Origin of the sequence: Collinsella aerofaciens, from assembly GCF_015558785.1 — a bacterium.
GTDB classification, from domain to species: Bacteria; Actinomycetota; Coriobacteriia; order Coriobacteriales; family Coriobacteriaceae; genus Collinsella; species Collinsella aerofaciens_P.
On the sequence record NZ_JADMOP010000004.1, the window covers coordinates 124837 to 145904 of the forward strand.

Below are 21068 nucleotides of genomic sequence, written 5' to 3' on the forward strand. Positions count from 1 at the left end.
AATCGTAGGTTATGGTTCGAACGGTATTCTACTACTGCTTTCGACCTCAACTTGAACCTTAAAGGTTCCAAAGGGTCAAGTTGAACTTGAGGCTTTGGCTTTGACCTGCAGTTATGATGAATTGTTGAGAAACCATAGAGTTCAACTTTAACGTTACAGAGCTCTGTTTGAGAGGAGTTTTGGGCTGTAAAAGCCATCTCAACGTGGGGTTTTATAACTACAGCGTGCCCTTCTGGCGAGCCTGCTCAATCTCTTCGAGGGCCTCGGCGGGGGTGAACGAACAGGTGCCGTCGCCGAGTTTGATTACCTGGATATCGTCGCCGGCGTAGACCTCTCCGCCCTTTAGTACCACGCCAAAAACGCCCTCGTGGGGAAAGATGCAGTCGCCGGCGAGATAGTAGATGGCACAGCGTGTGTGGCAGACCTTGCCGATTTGGCTGATTTCGACAAGCACCTCGCTGCCAAGCTTGAGCTGTGTGCCCAAGGGGAGCGAGAGCAGGTTGATGCCCCGGGTTGTGAAGTTCTCGCCAAAGTCGCCCTCGTGCACATCGAGCCCGCGCGCCTGCGCCGTCTGGATAGACTCTGCAGCTAAAAAGGAAACCTGGCGGTGCCAATGCCCGGCGTGCGCATCAGAGGCGAGGCCAAATTGCTCTATAACGGTGTCGTGCCCGTCGGCGACGGGCGACTTGCGCGTGCCCTTGTGTGCCGACGTGTTGATCGAGACAATGCGGGCGGGTCCGTTGTAGGCGTCGTTTGCCGTGCACAGGGGAGCGGTCGCTTTCGCACGTTCTGCCAGCTCGCGCCTCGCGGCATTGAGGATGGGATTATCGGTCGGATGGTCTTGGGGCACGTGTGCGCCTTTCGCTCGAAGATGTCAATACACTGAATCCTACAACAATGGTAGGTTCATTGCCCGTTGTCATACAACGGTGAGCGCCGTCTTCGTGCTGGACGATTACGTCGATTGCCATAGATACGGTGGAGCTTTGGGCGCCGGCGGCTTGGCACGCTAGAATAAATCAGTTGCGCAAAGACCGCCCGTTGTATGGGCAGTTCATGATAGGAAGTTTCCATGGCATTGCAGTTTACAGAGCGCGAGTTCATTCCCGTGCTGCTCGGTGGCGACATCAACGCCTACTCGGTGGCGCGCGCCTTCTACGAGGAGTACCAGGTCAAGAGTCTGGTCTTTGGCAAGTACCAGACGGGTCCCGCGTACCGCAGCCAGATTATCGACTACACGCCCAACGTGGATATCGATACCATGCCCGTGATGCTCAAAACCGTCAACGGCATTGCCCAAGCGCATGCCGATAAGACGATTGTCCTTGTGGGCTGTGGCGATAACTATGTTGCCCTCGTGGCTCAGGCCAAGGATGCCCATGAGTTGGCGGATAACATCGTCGCGCCTTACGCTCCCTATAGCATGCTTGAACAGTGTCAGAAGAAGGAGATCTTCTACGAGCTGTGCGAGAAGCATGGCGTGCCCTATCCGCACACGTTTACCTTTACCAAGGCGATGCTCAATGCCCAGGGTGAGGCGCCTGCCGAAGTGCTCGACCAGATCGATTTTCCTTACCCGATGATTCTGAAGCCTTCCGACGGCATCATGTGGTGGCAGCATGAGTTCGAGGGCCAGAAGAAGGCCTATGAGATTGCCGACCGCGCCGAGCTGGAACAGGTCATTCGCGATTCGTATGCCAGCGGCTACACCGACGATCTGATCTTGCAGGATCGCGTGCCCGGCAACGACGAGTACATGCGCGTGCTCACTAGCTATTCCGACCGCAACGGCAAGGTGCGCATGATGTGCCTGGGCCATGTGCTGCTCGAGGAGCATCAGCCCCACGGTGTCGGCAACCATGCCTGTATCATTACCGAGCCCAACGACGAGCTCATGGGCGGCGTGCGCAAGTTGCTCGAGGACCTTCACTTTGTGGGCTATTCCAACTTTGACGTTAAGTACGACGAGCGCGACGGCTCGTTTAAGTTCTTCGATTTCAACACGCGCCAGGGCCGCAGCAACTACTACGTTACCAACAGCGGCTTTAACGTTGCCAAGTATGTGGTGGACGAGTATGTGTTCAACCGTCCGTTTGAGCCGGAGTTTGTGACGGCTCAGGACGAGGCCCTGTGGATGGTCGTCCCCATGGGCGTCGTCGACAAGTACGTCAAGGATCCCGAGCTGCGCGCTAAGGTGCATCGCCTGGACAAGGAAGGCAAGGGCGCCGACCCTTCGTTTATGAAGGGCGACTTTGTCTTTAACCGCTGGCTGCGCATGTGGCACACCAAGCTGCGCCACTTTAAGCTGTTCAAGACGTATTACAAGTAGATGAGCGCGGCGCCCGTCCGGTTTGCATCGGGCGGGCGCGGGTATGATACGCGCAATTGCGCAAGCGTCACCAAGGAGGCGGCGATGGAAAAGCTGGGAGTTATCGGCGGCATGGGCGCCGAGGCCACGTCGTATTACTACGACCAGGTGGTGCGTCATACGGCTGCTGCCTGCGATCAGGAACATATCGACATGGTGGTGCTCTCCAAGTCGACCATGCCCGACCGCACGTTGGCCATTAAGACCGGCGAGCATGCCAAGCTGCTGGCGACCATGAAAGAGTGTGCCCAGGCACTCGAGTCGCTGGGCTGTGCGCACATTGCCATTCCCTGCAACACGTCGCACTACTTCTACGACCAGATCCAGTCGTTTACCACAGTGCCGATTATCCACATGCCGCGTGAGTCGGTGCGCTATGCTCTGGCCGGTGCGGTGATGGGGGAGTGCGAGTTCGATCCCAACCTGAGTATGCCGGCCGAGCCGGTGCACAAGATTGGCATCATGGGCACCGACGGAACCGTGGGCGCGGGCGTCTACGGCCGCGAATGTAAGGCTGCGGGTGTTGAGGTCGTCTATCCCAGCGAGAAACGTCAGAACGATGTGATGTCGCTTATCTACGATGATGTGAAGGCCGGACGTGAGCCCGATATGGATAAGTTCGACCGCGTGATGTGGGAGTTCGCCCGTAGCGGCTGCGACCGCGTCATTCTGGCCTGCACCGAGCTCTCGGTGCTGCAAAAGTACCGAGAGATGCCCGAGATCACCCTCGACGCCATGGACGTCCTGGTGCGCGAATCCGTCATCCGCAGCGGCGCCCCCTACCGCCTCTAGCTTCCGACCTGCCAAAAAGGAACAGGTTTATTTTGGTAGGTTTTATCTGGTGAAACAGTAAAGGCCTCGGCTCGTTTGGTGCGAGCCGAGGCCTTTTGCGTTGGGCGGTTGCTGTCGGTGGTGAACTAGAACAGGAAGCCGATGGCGATGAGGGCGATGCTGACGATGAGCACGGCGATGTCCAGGCCCTTGATGGGGTAGCGCTTGTACGAGCTGGCGCGCGTACGCAGAGCGAAGCCGCGCTGTTCTGCCGCCAAGGCTGTGGCATCGGTCTTGCCCACGCTCGAGATGAGCAGTGGCACGCACAGTGGCAGCATGAGTTTGAGCTTCTTGATGGGATTCTTGGTGTCGTACTCGACGCCGCGCGCGGTCTGCGCCTCCATGATGGCATTCATCTCTTGGCCAAACACCGGCACAAAACGCAGTGCCGTGGTAAAGGTGAAGGCGTAGCGATACGGTACGTGCAGCACCTCGACGCAGGCGTTGGCAAGGTCGTTGAGCTTGGTCACCATGAGCATGAGTATGAGTGGCAACGCTACGCCCAGCAGGCGCAGGCAGGCCTTAGATCCGGTGATGAGGCCGGTATCGGTAACGAAACCCCACACCACATTGCCATCGCGCATAAATGCCAACTGCAGCACCAGCATGATGAGCGCGAGCGGAATCAGCAGCTTGAGCAACGAGAACAGGCGGTCGACGACGCCGGCGTAGGCGCCCAGCGCAAGGGTGAGTGCCAAAAAGCCCAACAGCGCAACATAGGTGTCGGACAAAAAGATGCCGATGATGATGGCGGCGGCAAGGCCCAGTTTGACGACCGGGTTCAGGCGATGCAGCAGCGTATCGCCCGGCATATAGTCGATGACGTTAACCACGGCGGACCATCTCCTTGGTAATGCGAACGATATCGGTGACCTCGCTCACCTGCGCAAAAGCGGGGGAGACGGAGGATGCCAAGCGGCGCGAGAGTTCAATGACCTGGGGCGGCTCCACGTAGGCACGCTGCATGAGCTCAATATTCGAGAACAGCTCGTGCGTGCGTCCGCGGTCGAGGATACGGCCGTCGGCCATCACAACAATACGTTCGGCAAAGTCGGAAACGACTTCCATATCGTGGCAGACCATGATTACGGCGCAGCCGCGCTCGGCCATGGTGCGTACCGTTTCCATGACGGTCATGCACTCACGGTAGTCAAGGCCGCTCGTGGGTTCGTCGAGTACTACGATCTTGGGCTCTACGACCACGACGGAGGCGAGCGCCACCATTTGTCGCTGGCCGCGCGAAAGCGAGAAGGGCGCCTCGTCGGCGGGCAGGCCAAAGCGGTCGATGACGAGCTGAGCACGACGCAGGGCCTCGGCGCGGTCGATGCCGGCAAGCTCCAGTCCAAAAGCGACCTCGTCGAGCACGGTATCCTTGCAGATCTGGCGGTCGGGGTTTTGGAAGAGCGTTGCGACCTCGCGGGCGATGCGACTTGTGGGGACCGCGGCGGTGTCCAGGCCCGTAACGCGCACGCTGCCCGAGGCAGGCTTAAGCAGGCCCGTGAGCAGTTTGGTGAGCGTGGTCTTGCCGGCGCCGTTTTGGCCGACGATGCCCACGAGCTCGCCAGGATAGAGCGTAAGGCTAAGGTCGTGGACGGCAGCGCCGCCGTTGGGGTAGGCAAACTCAACGTGATCGAAGGTGAGCACGGGTTCGGCGTCCTTGGCATGAGGGCGCAACGACGGGGCATGTGGGGAGTCCGCGGGAGCCTGGGCTTCGCTGGCCGCGTGCGCGGGGTCGACGATGCCCGAAATCAGACGCTCGGCCTCATCGACATCCAAGCAAGGGGCGCCGCTTACCAAGCCATCGGCCTCGAGACTGTTGAAGATACGCGTGACGCGGGGGCAATCGACGCCAATGGTGCGCAGTTCATCGGTATGCGCGAATACCTCGTGCGGCTCGCCCTGCAGCGCGATTTCGCCATGGTTGAGCACGAGCACGCGGTTGCAATACTCCGAGAGCAGGGCGACTTTTTGCTCAACGACGACGATGGTGATTCCAAGTGCGCGGTTTGCCTCGCGCAGGGTCTCGAAGACCAGCGTGGAGCTGGCGGGGTCGAGTGCCGCGGTGGGCTCGTCGAGAACCAAGACGCGCGGGCGCATGGCGAGGATGGCGGCGATGGCTACCTTTTGCTTCTGTCCGCCCGAGAGGGTTGCGATCTCGCGGTCGCGCAGGTCGCTGATGCCGACGGTCTCGAGCGTTTCGCTCACGCGCCGCTCGATCTGGTCGTGGGGAACGCCAAAGTTCTCGAGGCCAAAGAGCATCTCGTCCTCGACGACCGAAGCGACCATCTGCGTGTCGATATCCTGCAGCACACTGCCGACGATCTGCGACACATCGGTGAGCGAGACTTCGCAGGTGTCGTGGCCGTCGACCATGACGGACCCAAAGAACGTGCCGGTGTAGTGGTGGGGCACGGCGCCCGACAGACAGGCGGCAAGCGTGGACTTGCCGGCGCCCGAGGGCCCGATGATGCCGATGAAATCTCCCTTGTTCACGCTGAGCGAGATGTGGCTGAGCGCCTGCTCGGTCTGCGTGCCATAGGAGAACGAGACATCGTCGACGTTGATGATCGTTTCCATGGATACCTTTCATAGTCATTGGGGACGTTCTTAAATGACCAGTCGTTTAAGAACGTCCCCAAAAGCTAGCCGTTTGGGACAGTCTTTGGTGGTGAAGCACGGAGACGGCTTTACGAGGGGCCTCAGGTTGGCGTGAAAGAGGAGCGAAGCGTACTTGGGTACGCGAGCGACGAATGAACGCCAAGATGGGGTGGCTCGTAAAGCCGAGCGGGTTAGTTGAGCTTCAGGGCCTTCTGGATGGGCAGATAGAGGGCGCCGACCAGAATGGCGTTAAAGACGGCGGTCATGGCAACGACGGGCAGCATGGCGGCGGCGAGCTCGCCGACCACGCCGAGCATGGCCATCTTGATGATCATGAAGATGACGCCGGAGACAAAGGTGGTCAGGAAGGTTGCGACAATGGCGATGGCGGGCTTGACCTGACCGTTCTTGCCGGCGGCGTTGACGATGCCGGCCATGAGCATGGCGGCGATGCCCTCGGCGGCAAAATCGACGAACGGCGAAGTGGTGGTGATCTGGATCACGGCAGCCGAGATGAGGCCAATGACGAGCGCCTGGCCGATGTTGGGACGAACGACCAGGATGGTGAGGCAGAAGGCCGAGATGATGAACTCGGGGCTGATCATGCCGCCCGAGATGCCCGAGATGGCCTTGCCGACGGTGAAGTTGAGGATGAAGCCGGCGGCGAGCAGGATGGCAAGCAGGACGAGGGCGCGGACATCGAGTTTGCCACGGTCGGCGGTCTGGACGGTGCGGGGCTGGGTGGCGGTGGTGTTCTGAGACATGGTGAAAATCCTTTCGGAATGGGAGTGCAAGAGAAAAGCGGAGGCGCGTGATGCGAATGCGATCGGGCTCGAGATAGAAAAAGGCCCCCGGTCGAAACCGGAGGCCTTCCAATCACCTAGAGCGCAAAAACAGGCGTGAGGGACTCACTGTCGACCGATCGTATTCGCATCACGCCACCACCAGTTGTTGAGAGACTTCATCGTGTTCTTCATGTTGGTGGCTCCTTTCGTGATGCCGTGGCGCGGTCGCACCTAGTTGCTGTTGCGCTGCACTATAGCACAGCGAAGTGTGTGCGGGGAAATCTTTTTTGAAAAGATTTCAGGCGGGTTTCCCGCCGGTCAAAAGAGCGGGCTGAGCGGGCGAGGCTGCCATTGCTGCCTTGTCCGCTCAGCTAAGACGTTACTCCTTATTGCGACGGTAGAGGAAGTAACCGCCCGCGGAGATGACGGCAACGCCAGCGATGGCGAATGCGGCCACCATGCGGCCATCAAAACGATCACCGGTGGTGGGCAGGCCGCCCTTGGTGTTCGTCTTGTTGGTGGTTACCGTGGTCGTGGTGTCCGACTTGCCAGGCTTCTCGGGCTTGGTGGTGGGCTGCTCGGGCTTAGCGGGCTGCTCGGGGGTACCGGGCTGCTCAGGAGTACCGGGCTGCTCAGGAGTACCGGGCTGCTCAGGAGTACCAGGCTGATCCGGGGTTACCGGGTCGGTGGCAAGAGCGTCCTTGGCGTAGGTGATGGACACCTTGAGGCCGTTGATCTCGGTGTTCAGGTCGCTCGGGGTGAAGGGCTGGTCGAAGTTTTCGGCCTTCTGATAGGCGCGCATCTCCTGGAGCAGGGCCTTGCACTTCTTGTAGGTGTTCTCGGTAGCAGCCTTGCCGGCCTTGTTGGCCAGGGCAGTGCGGCCCTCGGTGGTCGTCTCGGCTAGCATGGCGGCGTCAACTTCCTTGTTCTGCTCGATGAGCTCGTTCTGGAGCGCATCGAGGTAGGCACGGACGCTGATACCAAGGGTGTCAGGGTTCTCAAAGCAGAGCGAGCTGATGTCCATGAGGACGTAGTTGATTGAGTTCTCGGGCTCCTCGTTGTACACGACGTCAGTCTGTTTGCAGTGATCGAAGGAGACGGTCTGATCGCTGAAGTACGGGCTGACCTCAGTTATCAGAGCGGAGTACAACGGGATGGCGACGGAGTACGCGGCGCGGGAGAGCATTTCCCACTGGATGGTAGCGACTTCGGGGTCATACCCGCGACGAATCTGGAAGAGGTTGATCTCGGTGTTGCGCTCGCTGCCGATGCAATAAACACCATCAGTGTTCGCGTTGAGGCCAGGGACGTTCTCGCCGCGGTTGCCGAAGGCGCGAATCAACTCGAAAGTGCTCCAACCAGACTTGCCAGGCTTGAAGAACAGGGGCTGGATTTCGCTGACCATGGCTCCCTTTTGGTCAGGTTTTCCTTTCTCCTTTACTGTGATAATGTCGTAATCTGTGCCTTCGGTCAGCTGACTACCAAAATAATCGCGGCCTTGCACATAGCGGGACCACTGGTTTACGCCGGAATCGGCGAGGCTTTCGCCATACGTTTGGGCGACATCGAATTTGCCGTCAGCGGAGTATTTGGCGAAACCCTTTTCTTCGGGCATGGATTGGATCTTTTCAGAGTGGAGGCAATTCTCGGTGTCATTGAGGTCGACATCGTAGTTGAGGCTCCCGATATTAGGGTTGAGCGACGCGACGTCGTCAGCGAGCTTCATGGCGATCCACTGATGGGCGGAAAGTGTGGCGAACAGCCAGGTCTCGTTGTTGTCGGCGATGATGATCTGGTCGTTGGTGCAGACGCCTTGATCATCGATCAGGCTGCCGAGAAGCTCGACGCCCTCGCGGGCCGTGGCGCTCTCGCCCAGGATGATGCTGCCGTAACTGTACTCGCCCAGACCCACTTCCTCATCGATGAGGTCTGCTGCAGCGGCCTCCTCGTTATAGGAGGTGCTTAGCGTGGCGGAGCAGGAGACGCCCTTCTCGTTGATGCCGGCCTCGGAGTAGGCGTCGGTGCGACCCATCCAGTTGGAGGGGTGGTCGCGTACATAGCTGTAGCGATAGGTAGGCTTGTTCGAAGTGTATTCAAAAGCAGATTCAATCGAGCTGTACTTAAAGCCAGGTTCGTGGGCAGGTTCGATGCCGTAGTGCTTAAGATAGCGCTTGCCAAAGTCCTCGGCGCGGCCGTAGTACGTGTTGCCGTCCGCCGTGAGCTTGCCGCCCATGTAGATCTGCGTGCAGGCGAGCGCAGACGTCGGCATGGACATGATGGTTGCAGCTCCAAAGGCGAGGCCTATGCCAAGCTTTTTGAGCGCGTTGACGGGGTGAGTTTTCCTCATTTTCCCTCCCAGCGTGCGAAAGCTCTCCGTTGCCAGAGAGCTTCAGCCAATAAAGACACCCCATTAGCGTAACGAACTGGAAACAATATTCATCTATGAAAGAAACTTACTCGATAAGCGTAATGAAATATGCGATGAGTGGTTAATTATACTCGGTTTGTAGCTTTACTTTAATAAAGACGTCCTGCAATTACATTACCTGAATAAAGCGCCTTGCACGGGGCGCAAAGAAAATCCCCCGCTGTTTGGCAAATGCATAAACAGCAGGGGAGACGATAATTGGATGAATATCATACCAATGTGGAATTACTTCTTCCGGCGGTGGATCACGTTGATCGCATAGCCGACGAGCATGGCCAAAACGATGATGATAAAGCCGAGCAGGGGATTGTCGTTCATAGGGTCCTCCTATTATCCGAGCGGGGAGAATTCGTCGACGATGAGGTCGAGGCATTGCGGAAGTGCGCGGGCTCCAAAGACGCCCGAATTGCTGGAGATAATCTCGCCATCGAACTGCATGCCCAGCGACGGGGTGCAGGTGATCTTGGCTTCCTTGGTCTGGATGATTTTGAACTGCGGGCGGCCGAGTACCTTGCCGGCGGGGTCGAGTGCGGCGGTGATCGCAGTCGGTAGAAGCTGCACAGTTTTTACGGGTTCGATGACCGCAATGTCGACCATGCCATCGTTCATACGGCAGTCGGGGAACAGGTTGATGTCGTTTTGGATGACCGAGGTGTTGCCGGCCATGCAGCAGATGCCGTCGAGCTCCTCGACAATGCCGTCATGCTCAATCGTAAAGTGCGCCACCGTGGGATTGGGCGTGGCGAGCGCGGAGAGGACGTAAGCGATCTCGCCGATGTCGTTTTTGGTGGGGGCGGCCTTCATCATGATCTCGGCGTCGAAGCCCGAGCCGGCGATGATGATAAAGCCGTGGCGCTTCTCGTTGCCGTCCTCGTCGAGCCAAAAGAGCTCGCCCATGTCGACTTTGACCGTGCGACCGGCACGGCAGGCCTTGGCGAGCGCCGCCGCCTCAGGGGCATTGCCGATGTTGTTGAAGAACAGGCAGGCCGTACCGGAGGGGAAGACGAGCGTGGGGACACCGCACCCGCGCATCTGGTCGAGCACGTTGGAGACGGTGCCGTCGCCGCCCGAAACGACCACGCGGTCAAACTCGCGCACGTCTGCCACGGCGTCCTCGGGTTCCATGCCATCGCCGATAAAGCGCATCACGACCTCGTCGCCGCCCTGTGCAAGGGCGTGCGTGAATGCGAAGATTTCATCTGAGCTGGGGCCCGATGCCGGGTTGTGGATGATAAGGCAGCGCATACTTACGTTCCCGTTCTGTGACTAACCGAGTATAGTTGTAAGGCAATGCCGATATCCTACCCGTGTTTTTCGGGCCTAACCTTATTCGATGGGTTGATATGTACATTTCCACACATCAGGCTCTACTCGACTTTTGCCAGCGCGCTCGTGAGTTTGACGCGATTGCCGTCGATACCGAGTTTTTGCGCGAGCGCACGTTCCATCCGCGCCTGTGCTTGGTTCAGATTGCCACCCCTGCCGAGAGCGTCGCGGTCGATCCCCTGGTGATCGACGACCTATCGCCGCTGGCCGAGCTTATGGCCGACGAGAGCGTGACCAAGGTCTTCCACGCGTGCTCGCAGGATATGGAGGTCATGCTCCATACCGTGGGCGTGCTGCCACGACCGATTTTCGATACGCAGGTCGCCGCCGCCTTTTTGGGCGAGCGCCAGCAGATTTCGTATGGCGCGCTTGTTCAGACGTTCTGCGGCGTATCGCTGCCCAAGACCGAGTCGCTGACCGACTGGTCGCGCCGCCCGCTGACCGATAAGCAGATTGAGTATGCGATCGATGACGTCAAGTACCTGATCGTCGCCTATACCGAGATGATGAGCCGCCTGCGCGAGCTGGGCCGTGTGGACTGGGTGCTCGACGAGCTGCGTCCTCTGGCTGATGAGTCGCACTATCGCGCCGATCGCCACGAGGCGTTCCGCAAGGTCAAACGCATCAACTCGTGCAGCCGTCACCAGCTGGGTATCGCGCGCGAGCTCGCCGCCTGGCGCGAGGACCGCGCCGAGCGCCGTAACATCCCGCGCAAGTGGGTCATGTCCGACGACACGCTGCTTGCGCTCGTTAAGCGCAATCCCGTGCGCGTTGAGGAGTTCCGTAGCATTCGCGGTACCGATCAGTTGGGGGAGCGCGACGTGGACGGTGCGCTCATGGCCATCAAGCGCGGTGCGAGCTGTCCGCACGATCGCCTGCCGCTCTTGGTGCGCGGACATCGTCAGATTTCGCCGGAGCTGGAGAGCGTGACTGACCTTATGTATGCGCTTATCCGCCTGGTTGCCGAGCGCTCAGGCGTGGCGACCTCGGTCATTGCCTCGCGCGATGACCTGGCCGACTATATCGAGCATCCCGAGCAAAGCCCCCTGCGCGAAGGCTGGCGCTTTGAGCTTGTGGGCTCGCGCCTGGACGATCTGCTTTCCGGCAATATGGGGTTGACGGTGAAGGACGGAAAAATCGAATTGCTGTAAGGAAGCCTAGCCGTTTGAGTGGGTAAAATGCCTCCAACGTGTAACTCGATTCGGAGGAATTCGCATGCCCTATTACTATGGATACGGCTTTGGCATTGACCCGCTGTACCTGCTGGTTGTTCTTGTCTGCACGGTGCTTGGCCTTGCCGCACAGAAATATATCAACTCGACGTACAAAACCTGGTCCAAGGTTCGCTCGGACGGCGATACGGGTGCCACGGTCGCTCGCCGCATGCTCGACGCCAACGGCTGCAACGCCGTGGGTATCAAGGGTGTCGCCGGCGAGCTCACCGACCATTACAACCCGCAGGACAATAACCTGTATCTCTCGGATGCCAACCGTTCGGGCGGGTCGGTCGCTAGCGTTGCCGTCGCCTGCCACGAGGCGGGCCATGCCGCCCAGCGTCAAAGCGGTTACGCCATGATGAAAGTGCGCACCGCCCTGGTTCCGGTCGTTAACTTTACCCAGAACACCTGGACCATCGTGTTGCTCTTGGGCCTGTTTATGAACATTGCCGGGCTCACGACCCTCGCGTTGATCTTCTTCTCGTTTAGCGTGCTGTTCCAACTCGTTACGTTGCCGGTCGAGATTGACGCTAGCCGACGTGCCGTGGCGTACATCGAGCAGTCGGGTATGAGTTCCAAGCAGGTCAACGGCGCCAAGAAGGTGCTGACGGCCGCCGCGCTTACCTATGTGGCCGCAGCGCTGACTTCGATCATTCAGCTGCTCTACCTTATGGCTCGCTACAACAGAAACTCCAACCGATAACAAATTGGATCGCTGGGCGCCGCGGGGATTCGTGTCCCCGCGGCGCTGTACTATGTGTTGGACTTAAATTTGCGCAGGGCCGGAGCCCATGTGCACGATGACGAAAGGAGGCTGCGTGGCGGGCTGGAATCTAACCGGCAATGCCGTTTCCGCCGAGTTTGACGGTTCGGATGAGCAGGAGCGCAAGGAGCTCAGCGTGAGCCAGGCGGTGGAGATCGCCGCTGGTGCGCTCGATGCCATTCCGCAGCTGAGTGTCCTGGGCGAGGTCACGGGTTTCCGTGGTCCCAACGCCCGAAGCGGCCACTGCTACTTCCAGATTAAAGACGACTCGGCCGCCGTCGACTGCATCATCTGGAAGGGCGCCTATCTCAAGCGTACCTTCGATCTGCGTGACGGCATGCAGGTGAGCTTTAAGGGCAGCTTCAACCTCTATAAGCCCACGGGTCGTATGAGCTTTGTCGCTCGCTCGTTTTCGCTGGCGGGGGAGGGTCTGCTGCGTCAACAAGTGGCGCAACTGGCCGAAAAGCTACGCCGCGAGGGCCTGATGGACGAAGCGCGCAAACGCCGCATCCCGGTGTTCTGCTCACGCGTGGCGGTTGTCACCTCGCTTTCCGGTGCGGTAATCGACGACGTCAAGCGTACGCTGCGCCGACGCAACCCGCTCGTCGAGCTCGTCTGCGTGGGCGCAAAGGTCCAGGGCGAGGGTGCGCCGGCAGAGCTTATTGAAGGCTTGCGCCGCGCCGCTGCCATTACGCCGGCGCCCGATTGCATTTTGCTCGTGCGTGGCGGCGGTTCCTTCGAGGACCTCATGACCTTTAACGACGAGGAGCTTGCCCGTGCGGTGGCAGCCTGTCCCGTGCCTGTGGTGACGGGCATTGGGCATGAGCCCGATACCTCGATCTGCGATATGGTGAGCGACCGTCGCGCCTCCACGCCAACGGCGGCGGCAGAATCGGTAGCGCCGGCTATGACGGAGTTGGCCGACGTGCTCGAGGCGCGCCATCAGCGTCTGGGTGCCGCGATGGCATCGATGATTGGGTCGGCCCAGGTCGACCTGGAGATGCTCAACCAGCGCGGTCGTCGTGCCTGGGACACCTATACGGCTCGCTTGGGCGATGCGCTCGATGCGGCTGCGTGCCGCCCGTGCCTCAACGACCCAACTTTTATGGTCGAGCGTCGCGAGTCTGAGCTTGCCCTGACTGCCGATCGTCTGTCCGGCGCCATAGCGCGTTCGGTTGGGGCCTTCCGTTCCAACTTCGAGCGTCTGCCCGAGCGCTTGATCGCAAGCACCTCAGGACTCGATGGCAAGCGCCATTCGCTCACGCTCGCAAGCTCCCGCCTGGAGCATCAGGGGCGCACGATGCTCAGCAAACCCGCGTCCGACTTGGGCCGTGCGGCGGCCTCACTCGATGCCCTGTCGCCGCTCAAGGTGCTTGCCCGCGGCTATTCCATCGCGTACAGCGATGATGGGGTGGCTACGAGCGCCAAGACCTTTAAGCCGGGCGACGCCATCCGCGTGCGCATGGCAGACGGTAACGTTGCGGCAACGGTCGATACGGTCGAGTAGGCCGCGTTTCATAGCGATAAACCTTTAGGAAAGGAAACAGATATGGCAGAGAAGACCCCGGTCGAGCAGCTTACGTACAAGCAGGCCTCGCAGGAGCTGGAGCTCATCATTCGCAGCTTGGAGTCGGGCGATATGGAGCTCGAGGAGTCGCTCGAGAGCTATACCCGCGGCGTCGAGCTCCTCAAGAGCCTGCGCACCCGCCTGTCCGATGCCGAGCAGAAGGTCTCGGTGCTTCTGAAGGATGTTGACGGCAACGACGTGCTCGCCGACGGCGAAGCCGCCAACACGGACGACAACCTCTCGTTCTAACCATCTCGACCAAATATAATTACCTTGGTCTGTGAGAAAGGAATCAACCATGTGTGATTGCATCTTCTGCAAAATTGCCAACCACGAGATCCCCTCGACCGTTGTCTATGAGGACGACCAGGTCATCGCATTCGACGACCTCAACCCCCAGGCGCCGGTCCATACCCTCGTGATCCCCAAGAAGCACTACAACGACATCGCCGACAACGTGCCTGCCGAGACCATGGGCGCCATGGCTCACGCCATCCAGGAGGTCGCCAAGGTCAAGGGCTTGGAGGACGGTTTCCGCGTCATCTCCAACAAGGGCGTCAACGCCGGCCAGACCGTCATGCACTTCCACATGCACGTTCTCGGCGGCAAGAGCCTGGGCGAGAACCTCATCTGAGGGCGCTTCTTCCTTGCAATGAAACGGAAGCTCAAGCACCGATAACTTATATATCAACGCAATAAACCCGAGCGCGAGGGCGTTTGGGTTTATTATTGAAGCGTATGTAACCTGGCGGCGCCACACCGCCTGTTAGTAGGGAGACACATGAACGTTCTGGTCGTCAACGCGGGATCTTCGACCCTTAAGTATCAGGTCATCGACACCAAGTCCCATAAGGTGTCCGCAAAGGGCTCCTGCGAGCGCGTCTGCTTTACCGGCGGTACCTTCACCCACGCTGCCAACGGTTCCAAGAAGGTGACCGAGAACATCGAGTTCCCCGACCACAAGGTCGCCATCGAGGTCGTCCTGAAGGACCTCGAGGCCAACGGCGTCAAGATCGAGGGCATCGGCCATCGTATCGTTCAGGGCGGTTGGTACTTTGGCGATTCCTCCCTCGTCGACGAGGACGTCCTCGCCAAGATCCGCGAGGTCGCTCCGCTCGCCCCGCTGCACAATAACCCCGAGGCCAACGTTATCGAGTACTGCCTGGAGCAGTATCCCGATCTGCCCAACGTCACGGTCTACGACACCGCTTTCCACTTCAATATGCCCGAGGTCGCCAAGACCTACGCCCTGCCCAAGGACGTCTGCGACAAGCTGCACATCCGTAAGTACGGCGCCCACGGCACCAGCTACCGCTACATTTCCAAGAAGGTTGCTGAGATGACCAACGGAGAGGCTCGCAAGGTCGTCGTGTGCCACATCGGTTCCGGCGCTTCCCTGTGCGCCATCGAGGACGGCAAGTGCATGGACACCACCATGGGCCTCACCCCGCTCGACGGCGTCATGATGGGCACCCGCTGCGGCTCCATCGACCCGGCTACCGTGTGCTACCTGCAGCGCGAGGGCGGCTACACCTTCGATGAGGTCGACGAGATGATGAACAAGAAGTCCGGCCTTTTGGCTGTGACCGGAGGCAAGACCAACGACTGCCGCAACGTCGAGGAGCTCGCCGCTGCTGGCGACCCCGAGGCCCAGCTCGCCTTCGATATGTTCGTCTACAAGATTGCCGCCAAGGCCGCCGAGATGGCCACCTCCATGTGCGGCATGGACACCCTGGTCTTTACCGCCGGCATCGGCGAGCACGCTCCGGCCGTCCGCGCCGGCGTGGCCGACCGCCTGGCCTTTATGGGTGTCAAGATGGATCACGCCCGCAACGCCCTGCGTGGCGACGGCGCTTGGTGCCTGTCCGCCAAGGATTCCAAGGTCAAGATTTTCGTCATCCCCACGGACGAAGAGTTCATGATCGCTTCCGACGTCGAGCGCATCGTCAACGGCAAGTAATTGCAAGAGGGGAGGGGCTGGACGACCGAGCGCCGTTCGGCCCCTCTTTTGTGCTCGTTGGGCGATATGCCTGATAGCTATTTATCAAAGTGTGATAACTTCTTATTAAAATGCGGCCGCTTTAAGGGGTCTGCGCCGACCGTATCGCACTGCAAAGGAGTCTCATGAACGTACTTGTTGTCAACGCCGGTAGCTCAAGCCTTAAATATCAGCTTTTGGATACCGATACCCGCGAGGTTTTCGCCAAGGGCAACTGCGAGCGTATCGGTTCGGACACGGGCATCTTTGGCCACTCCGAGAACGGTGGCGCCAAGCAAACCGAGGAGGCTCCCTTCCCGGATCACCGTTCGGCTATCGCACGTGTGCTCGAGAAACTCGAGAAGACCGACTTTACGATCGATGGCATTGGCCATCGCATTGTTCAAGGCGGTTGGCACTTTAAGGATTCCGCGGTCGTCGACGACGAGGTCATGGCTAAGATTCTCGAGGTAGCCCCGCTCGCCCCGCTGCACAATTATGGCGAGGCCGCAGCAATCGAGTATTGCCGCGAGAAGTATCCGGAGCTGCCCAACGTGGCCGTCTTCGATACCTCGTTCCACATGACCATGCCCGAGGTCGCCTACACCTACGCGTTGCCCAAGGACGTGTGCGACAAGTACCACGTGCGCAAGTACGGTGCCCACGGCACGAGCCACCGCTATGAGTGGATGATGGCCAAGGAGATCCTGGGCTCGCGCTGTCACCGTCTGCTTTCGTGCCATCTGGGCAACGGTGCTTCGCTTGCCGCCATTGAGGACGGCGTGTGCCGCGATACCACGATGGGCCTCACGCCGCTCGACGGCCTGATGATGGGTACCCGTTGTGGTTCCATTGACCCGGCCACCGTGTGCTACCTCCAGCGCGAGGGCGGCTACAGCTATCAGGAAGTCGACGACATGATGAACAAGCAGTCCGGTCTGCTTGCCATCTCGGGTATCTCCAATGACGCCCGCGACATCCGCACACGCGCCTCCGAGGGTGACGAGCGCTGTCTGCTCGCCTTCGATATGTTCGCCTACAAGGCTATGCAGCAGGCCGGTTCCATGATCGCTTCCATGGCGGGCGTGGACACCATCACCTTTACCGCCGGCATTGGCGAGAACGACTGGTCGATCCGCAAGGCCTTCTGCGACTGCTTTGAGTGGCTGGGCGTGCGCATCGACAACAACAAGAACCGCGAGGCCGTGGGCAACGGCCCGCAGGTCATCAGCGCCGCCGGTTCCTCCGTCACGGTCATGGTCATCCCCACCGACGAGGAATACATGATCGCCCACGACGTCGAGCGCCTGACCAAGAACAACTAACGCGCGCATTTGCAGGTAAACGAAAGGCCTCCAGAGCAACAGCTCCGGAGGCCTTTTGCTAGCGGGCGGAAATTCCTGTCCCGAGGGGATATGTACGCTACTCAGCCATCTGAGCCTGGACGGCGGTGATGGCCACGACACCCACGATGTCGTCGGCAGAGCAGCCGCGCGACAGATCGTTGACCGGCTTGGCGATGCCCTGCAGGATGGGGCCGTAGGCGTCGGCGCCGGCGAAGCGCTGGACCAGCTTGTAGCCGATGTTGCCGGCCTCGAGGTCGGGGAACACGAGCACGTTGGCCTTGCCGGCAACGGAGGAGCCGGGAGCCTTGAGCTGGGCGACGGTGGGGACAATAGCGGCATCGAGCTGCAGGTCGCCGTCGATGGCGAGCTCGGGAGCCTTCTCCTTGCAGAACTTCACAGCCTCCTGGACCTTCTTGGCGACCTCGCCGCCAGCGGAGCCCATGGTGGAGTAGGAGAGCATGGCCACGTGCGGCTCAACGTTGCCCATGAAGGTGGACCAGGAGTGAGCGGAGGCGATGGCGATCTCGGAGAGCTCGTCGGAGGACGGGTTGATGTTGAGGCCGCAGTCGGCGAAGATCAGCGTGCCGTCAGTGCCGAACTGCGGGGTGTCGGTGCACATCACGAAGAAGGCCGAGACCAGCTTGGTGCCCGGGGCGGTCTTGAGGATCTGAAGCGCGGGGCGCAGGGTGTCGGCGGTGGAGTGGCAGGCGCCGGAGACCAGGCCGTCGGCATCGCCCATCTTGACCATCATGGTGCCAAAGTAGGTGGCGTCCATCACCTGGGCGCGAGCCTGCTCGATGGTAACGCCCTTCTTGGCGCGGAGCTCGGCAAACTTCTGCGCGTACTCCTCGTGCTTCTCGGCATTGCGCGGGTCGATGACGGTAGCGCCGGGAACGTTGATCTCGTCGGGGTTGCCCAGGATGACGATCTTTGCCAGGCCCTCCTCGATGATTTTGGTGGCCGCGACGATAGTGCGCGGATCCTCGCCCTCGGGCAGGACGATCGTCTTAAGGTCGGCCTTGGCGGCAGACTTCATACGGTTTAGGAAATCGCTCATGTTACTCCTTACAAGCGTTTCGCTAAGCTCCAGGCACCCGGCTGTTCACGAATAAACCCGCTGCTAGCGGGTTTACCTTTCAATTATGTACGCCGCGGTGCTTGAGCTTTCCTTGTGTGGCAAGCTCATTATAGGACGCATTAGCGCTATAATCGCTCTGATAAATATGTCTCGAAGAATGTTCGAGAAAAGCCCAGCTAACGAGCCCGTGGCTTTTGACAAGGAGTATCGATGCAGATTACCTCAGGCCTGCCTGAAGGCTTTAACGCCGGCGCGTACGACATGATTGTCGTCGGTGCTGGATATGCCGGTGCCGTTTGCGCCCGCCGTCTTGCCGAGACCATCGGCTATCGTGTTGCCGTTTTGGAGCGCCGTAGCCACATTGCGGGCAATGCCTATGACTGCACTGACGAGGCCGGAATCCTGATCCACGAGTACGGTCCGCATATCTATCACACTTTTAACGAGCGCGTGCACAATTTCCTGTCGCGCTTTACCAAGTGGACGGATTATCAGCACAAGGTGCTCGCCAACATCAACGGTACCCTTATGCCCGTGCCCTTCAACCATGCGAGTCTCAAGCTCGCCTTTGGTGACGAGCGCGGCGAGGAGCTGTATCAGAAGCTCGTGGAGACCTTTGGCAAGGATGTCAAGGTGCCCATTATGGAGCTGCGTAAGAAGAACGACCCGGATCTTGCCGAGGTCGCCGATTCCGTCTACGAGAACGTCTTTTTGCATTACACCATGAAGCAGTGGGGCCAGACGCCCGATCAGATCGATCCCTCGATCACCGGCCGCGTTCCCGTCTTTGTGGGCGATGATGACCGCTACTTCCCGCAAGCTCCCTTCCAGGGCATGCCGCAGGAGGGCTACACGGCGCTCTTTGAGCACATGCTCGACCACGACCTGATCGACGTGTTCTGCGACGTGGACGCCCGTGACCTCTTTGAAATCGACGAGACTACCGTCAAGATCGACGGCAAGGTCTATGGTGGCGAGATCGTCTACACCGGTCCGCTCGATGAGCTGTTCAATCTCGATCTGGGCGCGCTACCGTACCGCACGCTCGACATGAAGTTCGAGACGCTCGATATGGACCAGTTCCAGCCCGTGGGCACCGTCAACTACACCACGAGCGAGGACTACACGCGCATTACCGAGTTCAAGAACATGACCGGTCAGATCCTGCCCGGCAAGACCACCATCATGAAGGAGTATTCCAAGGCCTATACGCCCGGCTCGGGCGAGACGCCGTACTACGCCATTCTTGAGCCCGAGAACCGTGAGCTCTATGAGCGCTATCTTGAGCGCGTCCAGAACCTGACGAACTTCCACCCGGTGGGTCGTCTGGCCGAGTATCGTTACTACGATATGGACGCTGTGACCAATTCCGCCCTCGATCTTTCGGATGAGATTATCGCCTGCCATGCATAAAGTCATAACATTCGGTATTCCCTCGTATAACGCCGCCAAGGACATGGACCATTGCATCACCTCCATCTTGGAGGGGAGCAATTACGCCACCGATATCGAGATTATCGTAGTGGACGACGGCTCCAAGGACGAGACGGCCGATAAGGCCGACGAGTGGGAGGCACGTTATCCCGGTATCATTCGCGCGGTGCACCAGGAGAACGGCGGCCACGGTATTGCCGTCCTTTCGGGTCTGCGCGAGGCACAGGGCACCTACTACAAGGTCGTCGACTCGGATGACTGGCTCGATGCTGCGGCTCTTTCGACTATGCTGTCGATTCTGCGTGGCTTTGAGGAGCGTGACCAGCGCGTTGACCTGTTTATCTCGAACTACGTGTACGAGAAGGTTTACGAGGGCACGCATACCGCTATTGGCTACAAATTTGCCCTGCCGCGCAAAAAGATCTTTTCCTGGGATCAGATCGGTCATTTCCGCCTGGACCAGAACCTACTCATGCACAGCCTGTGCTATCGCACGGATGTGCTGCGCGAGTCCAACCTTCCCATGCCGCCGCACACGTTCTATGTGGACAACATCTACGCCTACGTGCCGCTGCCGCGTTGCAAGACCATGTACTACGCCGACATCGACCTCTATCGCTACTTTATCGGTCGCGAGGGCCAGAGTGTCAACGAGGCCACGATGGTCAAGCGTCTGGACCAGCAGTTCCGTGTGACGCGCATCATGATGGAGTCGTACCACCTGTACAGCGATGTTGAGTCGTCGCGTCTGCGCTCGTACATGATGGGCTATTTCACCATGATGATGGCGATCTGCTCGGTGCTCACCAAGCTTTCCGAGGAAGATTGCGCCGACGAGCGCCTAAAGACGCTGTGGAATGATTTGAAGGCCTACGACGAGCGCATGTATCGTCGTGCCCGCTACGGCGTGGTCGGGTTCTTCACCAATCTGCGCGGACGGGCCGGAGACAAAACCACACTCGGCCTATACCGTCTTGCCTCAAAGATCTTCAAATTCAACTAGCTGCCGAGTAATCGCTGCTGATAGGTTGACTGGGCCCCTTGGCCTTTAGTTTGCTACTGCGAACAGTCCTGCTCGCACGGAAAGCACATTAAGTGCTTTCCGGCTCGTGCGGAACTTGTATCAAACTAAAGGCCAAGGGGCCTCTGCTATAAGAATCGATTGTCAGGTTATTTGAATTTGAAGATCTTCGACGCGCGGTACACAGGGGCCTGGGCTGAAAAAATATTAGTTGGTAGTCGGTCGGAGGCGGGCGGGCATTACGTTTGTCGCGAGTTCCGCATGCAAAGAAGGCCACTTAATGTGGCCTTCGTCTTGCATAGGACTGTAGAGCAGCAAACGTAATGCC

The 21068-nt window shown here is 59.4% G+C and carries 18 protein-coding genes; 11 read left to right on the forward strand and 7 right to left on the reverse strand.

All coding sequences use genetic code 11. The features are described from left to right. Positions 1-217 precede the first annotated feature (217 nt). Positions 218-850: an MOSC domain-containing protein gene (locus tag I2G40_RS03335; protein ID WP_226812443.1), complete on the reverse strand. Its 633-nt coding sequence runs from the start codon at positions 848-850 to the stop codon at positions 218-220. A 222-nt stretch (positions 851-1072) separates the two neighbouring features. Between I2G40_RS03335 and I2G40_RS03340 the strand changes: the two genes are divergently transcribed. Then, positions 1073-2329, forward strand: coding sequence for a carboxylate--amine ligase (locus I2G40_RS03340; RefSeq protein WP_035137907.1), 1257 nt, complete (start codon positions 1073-1075; stop codon positions 2327-2329). A gap of 84 nt (positions 2330-2413) precedes the next feature. Continuing rightward, entirely contained in the window at positions 2414-3160 is a 747-nt protein-coding gene (locus tag I2G40_RS03345) for an aspartate/glutamate racemase family protein (RefSeq protein WP_229090627.1), read from the forward strand. Positions 3161-3285: 125 nt separating this feature from the next. Here the strand turns inward: I2G40_RS03345 and I2G40_RS03350 are convergent, their stop codons facing one another. From I2G40_RS03350 to I2G40_RS03370, 5 genes are all read right to left on the reverse strand, one after another. Next, positions 3286-4032, reverse strand: a complete 747-nt coding sequence (locus tag I2G40_RS03350; protein WP_195544169.1) for an energy-coupling factor transporter transmembrane component T family protein — start codon at positions 4030-4032, stop codon at positions 3286-3288. Continuing rightward, positions 4025-5776 (reverse strand): ABC transporter ATP-binding protein, encoded by a 1752-nt coding sequence (locus I2G40_RS03355; protein ID WP_195544170.1) that lies wholly within the window; start codon positions 5774-5776, stop codon positions 4025-4027. Before I2G40_RS03355 ends, I2G40_RS03350 begins: the two co-directional genes overlap by 8 nt. Before the next feature lie 212 nt (positions 5777-5988). Then, entirely contained in the window at positions 5989-6561 is a 573-nt protein-coding gene (locus tag I2G40_RS03360) for a hypothetical protein (protein WP_195544171.1), read from the reverse strand. Between the two features lie 400 nt (positions 6562-6961). Further along, the gene (locus I2G40_RS03365) at positions 6962-8929 is read right to left on the reverse strand and encodes a C69 family dipeptidase (protein ID WP_195544172.1); all 1968 of its coding nucleotides are present in this window, start codon (positions 8927-8929) and stop codon (positions 6962-6964) included. A 411-nt stretch (positions 8930-9340) separates the two neighbouring features. Continuing rightward, positions 9341-10255: a diacylglycerol/lipid kinase family protein gene (locus tag I2G40_RS03370; protein WP_195544173.1), complete on the reverse strand. Its 915-nt coding sequence runs from the start codon at positions 10253-10255 to the stop codon at positions 9341-9343. A gap of 98 nt (positions 10256-10353) precedes the next feature. Here I2G40_RS03370 and rnd point away from each other — a divergent pair, with 98 nt between their 5' ends. From rnd to I2G40_RS03405, 7 genes are all read left to right on the forward strand, one after another. After that, positions 10354-11487: a ribonuclease D gene (gene rnd / locus I2G40_RS03375; protein ID WP_195544174.1), complete on the forward strand. Its 1134-nt coding sequence runs from the start codon at positions 10354-10356 to the stop codon at positions 11485-11487. Between the two features lie 64 nt (positions 11488-11551). Further along, positions 11552-12256: a zinc metallopeptidase gene (locus I2G40_RS03380; protein ID WP_195544175.1), complete on the forward strand. Its 705-nt coding sequence runs from the start codon at positions 11552-11554 to the stop codon at positions 12254-12256. 115 nt (positions 12257-12371) lie between these two features. After that, positions 12372-13823: an exodeoxyribonuclease VII large subunit gene (gene xseA / locus I2G40_RS03385; protein ID WP_324252563.1), complete on the forward strand. Its 1452-nt coding sequence runs from the start codon at positions 12372-12374 to the stop codon at positions 13821-13823. Between the two features lie 42 nt (positions 13824-13865). Then, a complete protein-coding gene (gene xseB / locus I2G40_RS03390) occupies positions 13866-14132 on the forward strand; it encodes an exodeoxyribonuclease VII small subunit (RefSeq protein WP_006234311.1) in 267 nt (88 codons plus the stop codon). Positions 14133-14181: 49 nt separating this feature from the next. Continuing rightward, complete coding sequence (locus tag I2G40_RS03395) at positions 14182-14517, forward strand: histidine triad nucleotide-binding protein (protein ID WP_195544176.1); 336 nt, start codon at positions 14182-14184, stop codon at positions 14515-14517. Positions 14518-14664: 147 nt separating this feature from the next. Then, positions 14665-15843 (forward strand): acetate/propionate family kinase, encoded by a 1179-nt coding sequence (locus I2G40_RS03400; RefSeq protein WP_006234305.1) that lies wholly within the window; start codon positions 14665-14667, stop codon positions 15841-15843. A gap of 164 nt (positions 15844-16007) precedes the next feature. Continuing rightward, positions 16008-17186: an acetate/propionate family kinase gene (locus I2G40_RS03405; RefSeq protein ID WP_195544177.1), complete on the forward strand. Its 1179-nt coding sequence runs from the start codon at positions 16008-16010 to the stop codon at positions 17184-17186. 97 nt (positions 17187-17283) lie between these two features. On the opposite strand, the gene pta is transcribed toward I2G40_RS03405, so the two are convergent. Continuing rightward, a complete protein-coding gene (pta, locus tag I2G40_RS03410; protein ID WP_006234296.1) occupies positions 17284-18264 on the reverse strand; it encodes a phosphate acetyltransferase in 981 nt (326 codons plus the stop codon). Between the two features lie 231 nt (positions 18265-18495). Between pta and glf the strand changes: the two genes are divergently transcribed. Together glf and I2G40_RS03420 are read left to right on the forward strand one after the other, a co-directional pair. Further along, on the forward strand, positions 18496-19698 hold the full coding sequence (gene glf, locus I2G40_RS03415; RefSeq protein ID WP_195544178.1) for a UDP-galactopyranose mutase: 1203 nt from the start codon (positions 18496-18498) through the stop codon (positions 19696-19698). Further along, positions 19691-20722 (forward strand): glycosyltransferase family 2 protein, encoded by a 1032-nt coding sequence (locus tag I2G40_RS03420; RefSeq protein ID WP_006234294.1) that lies wholly within the window; start codon positions 19691-19693, stop codon positions 20720-20722. Before glf ends, I2G40_RS03420 begins: the two co-directional genes overlap by 8 nt. The last annotated feature ends 346 nt before the right edge of the window (positions 20723-21068 follow it).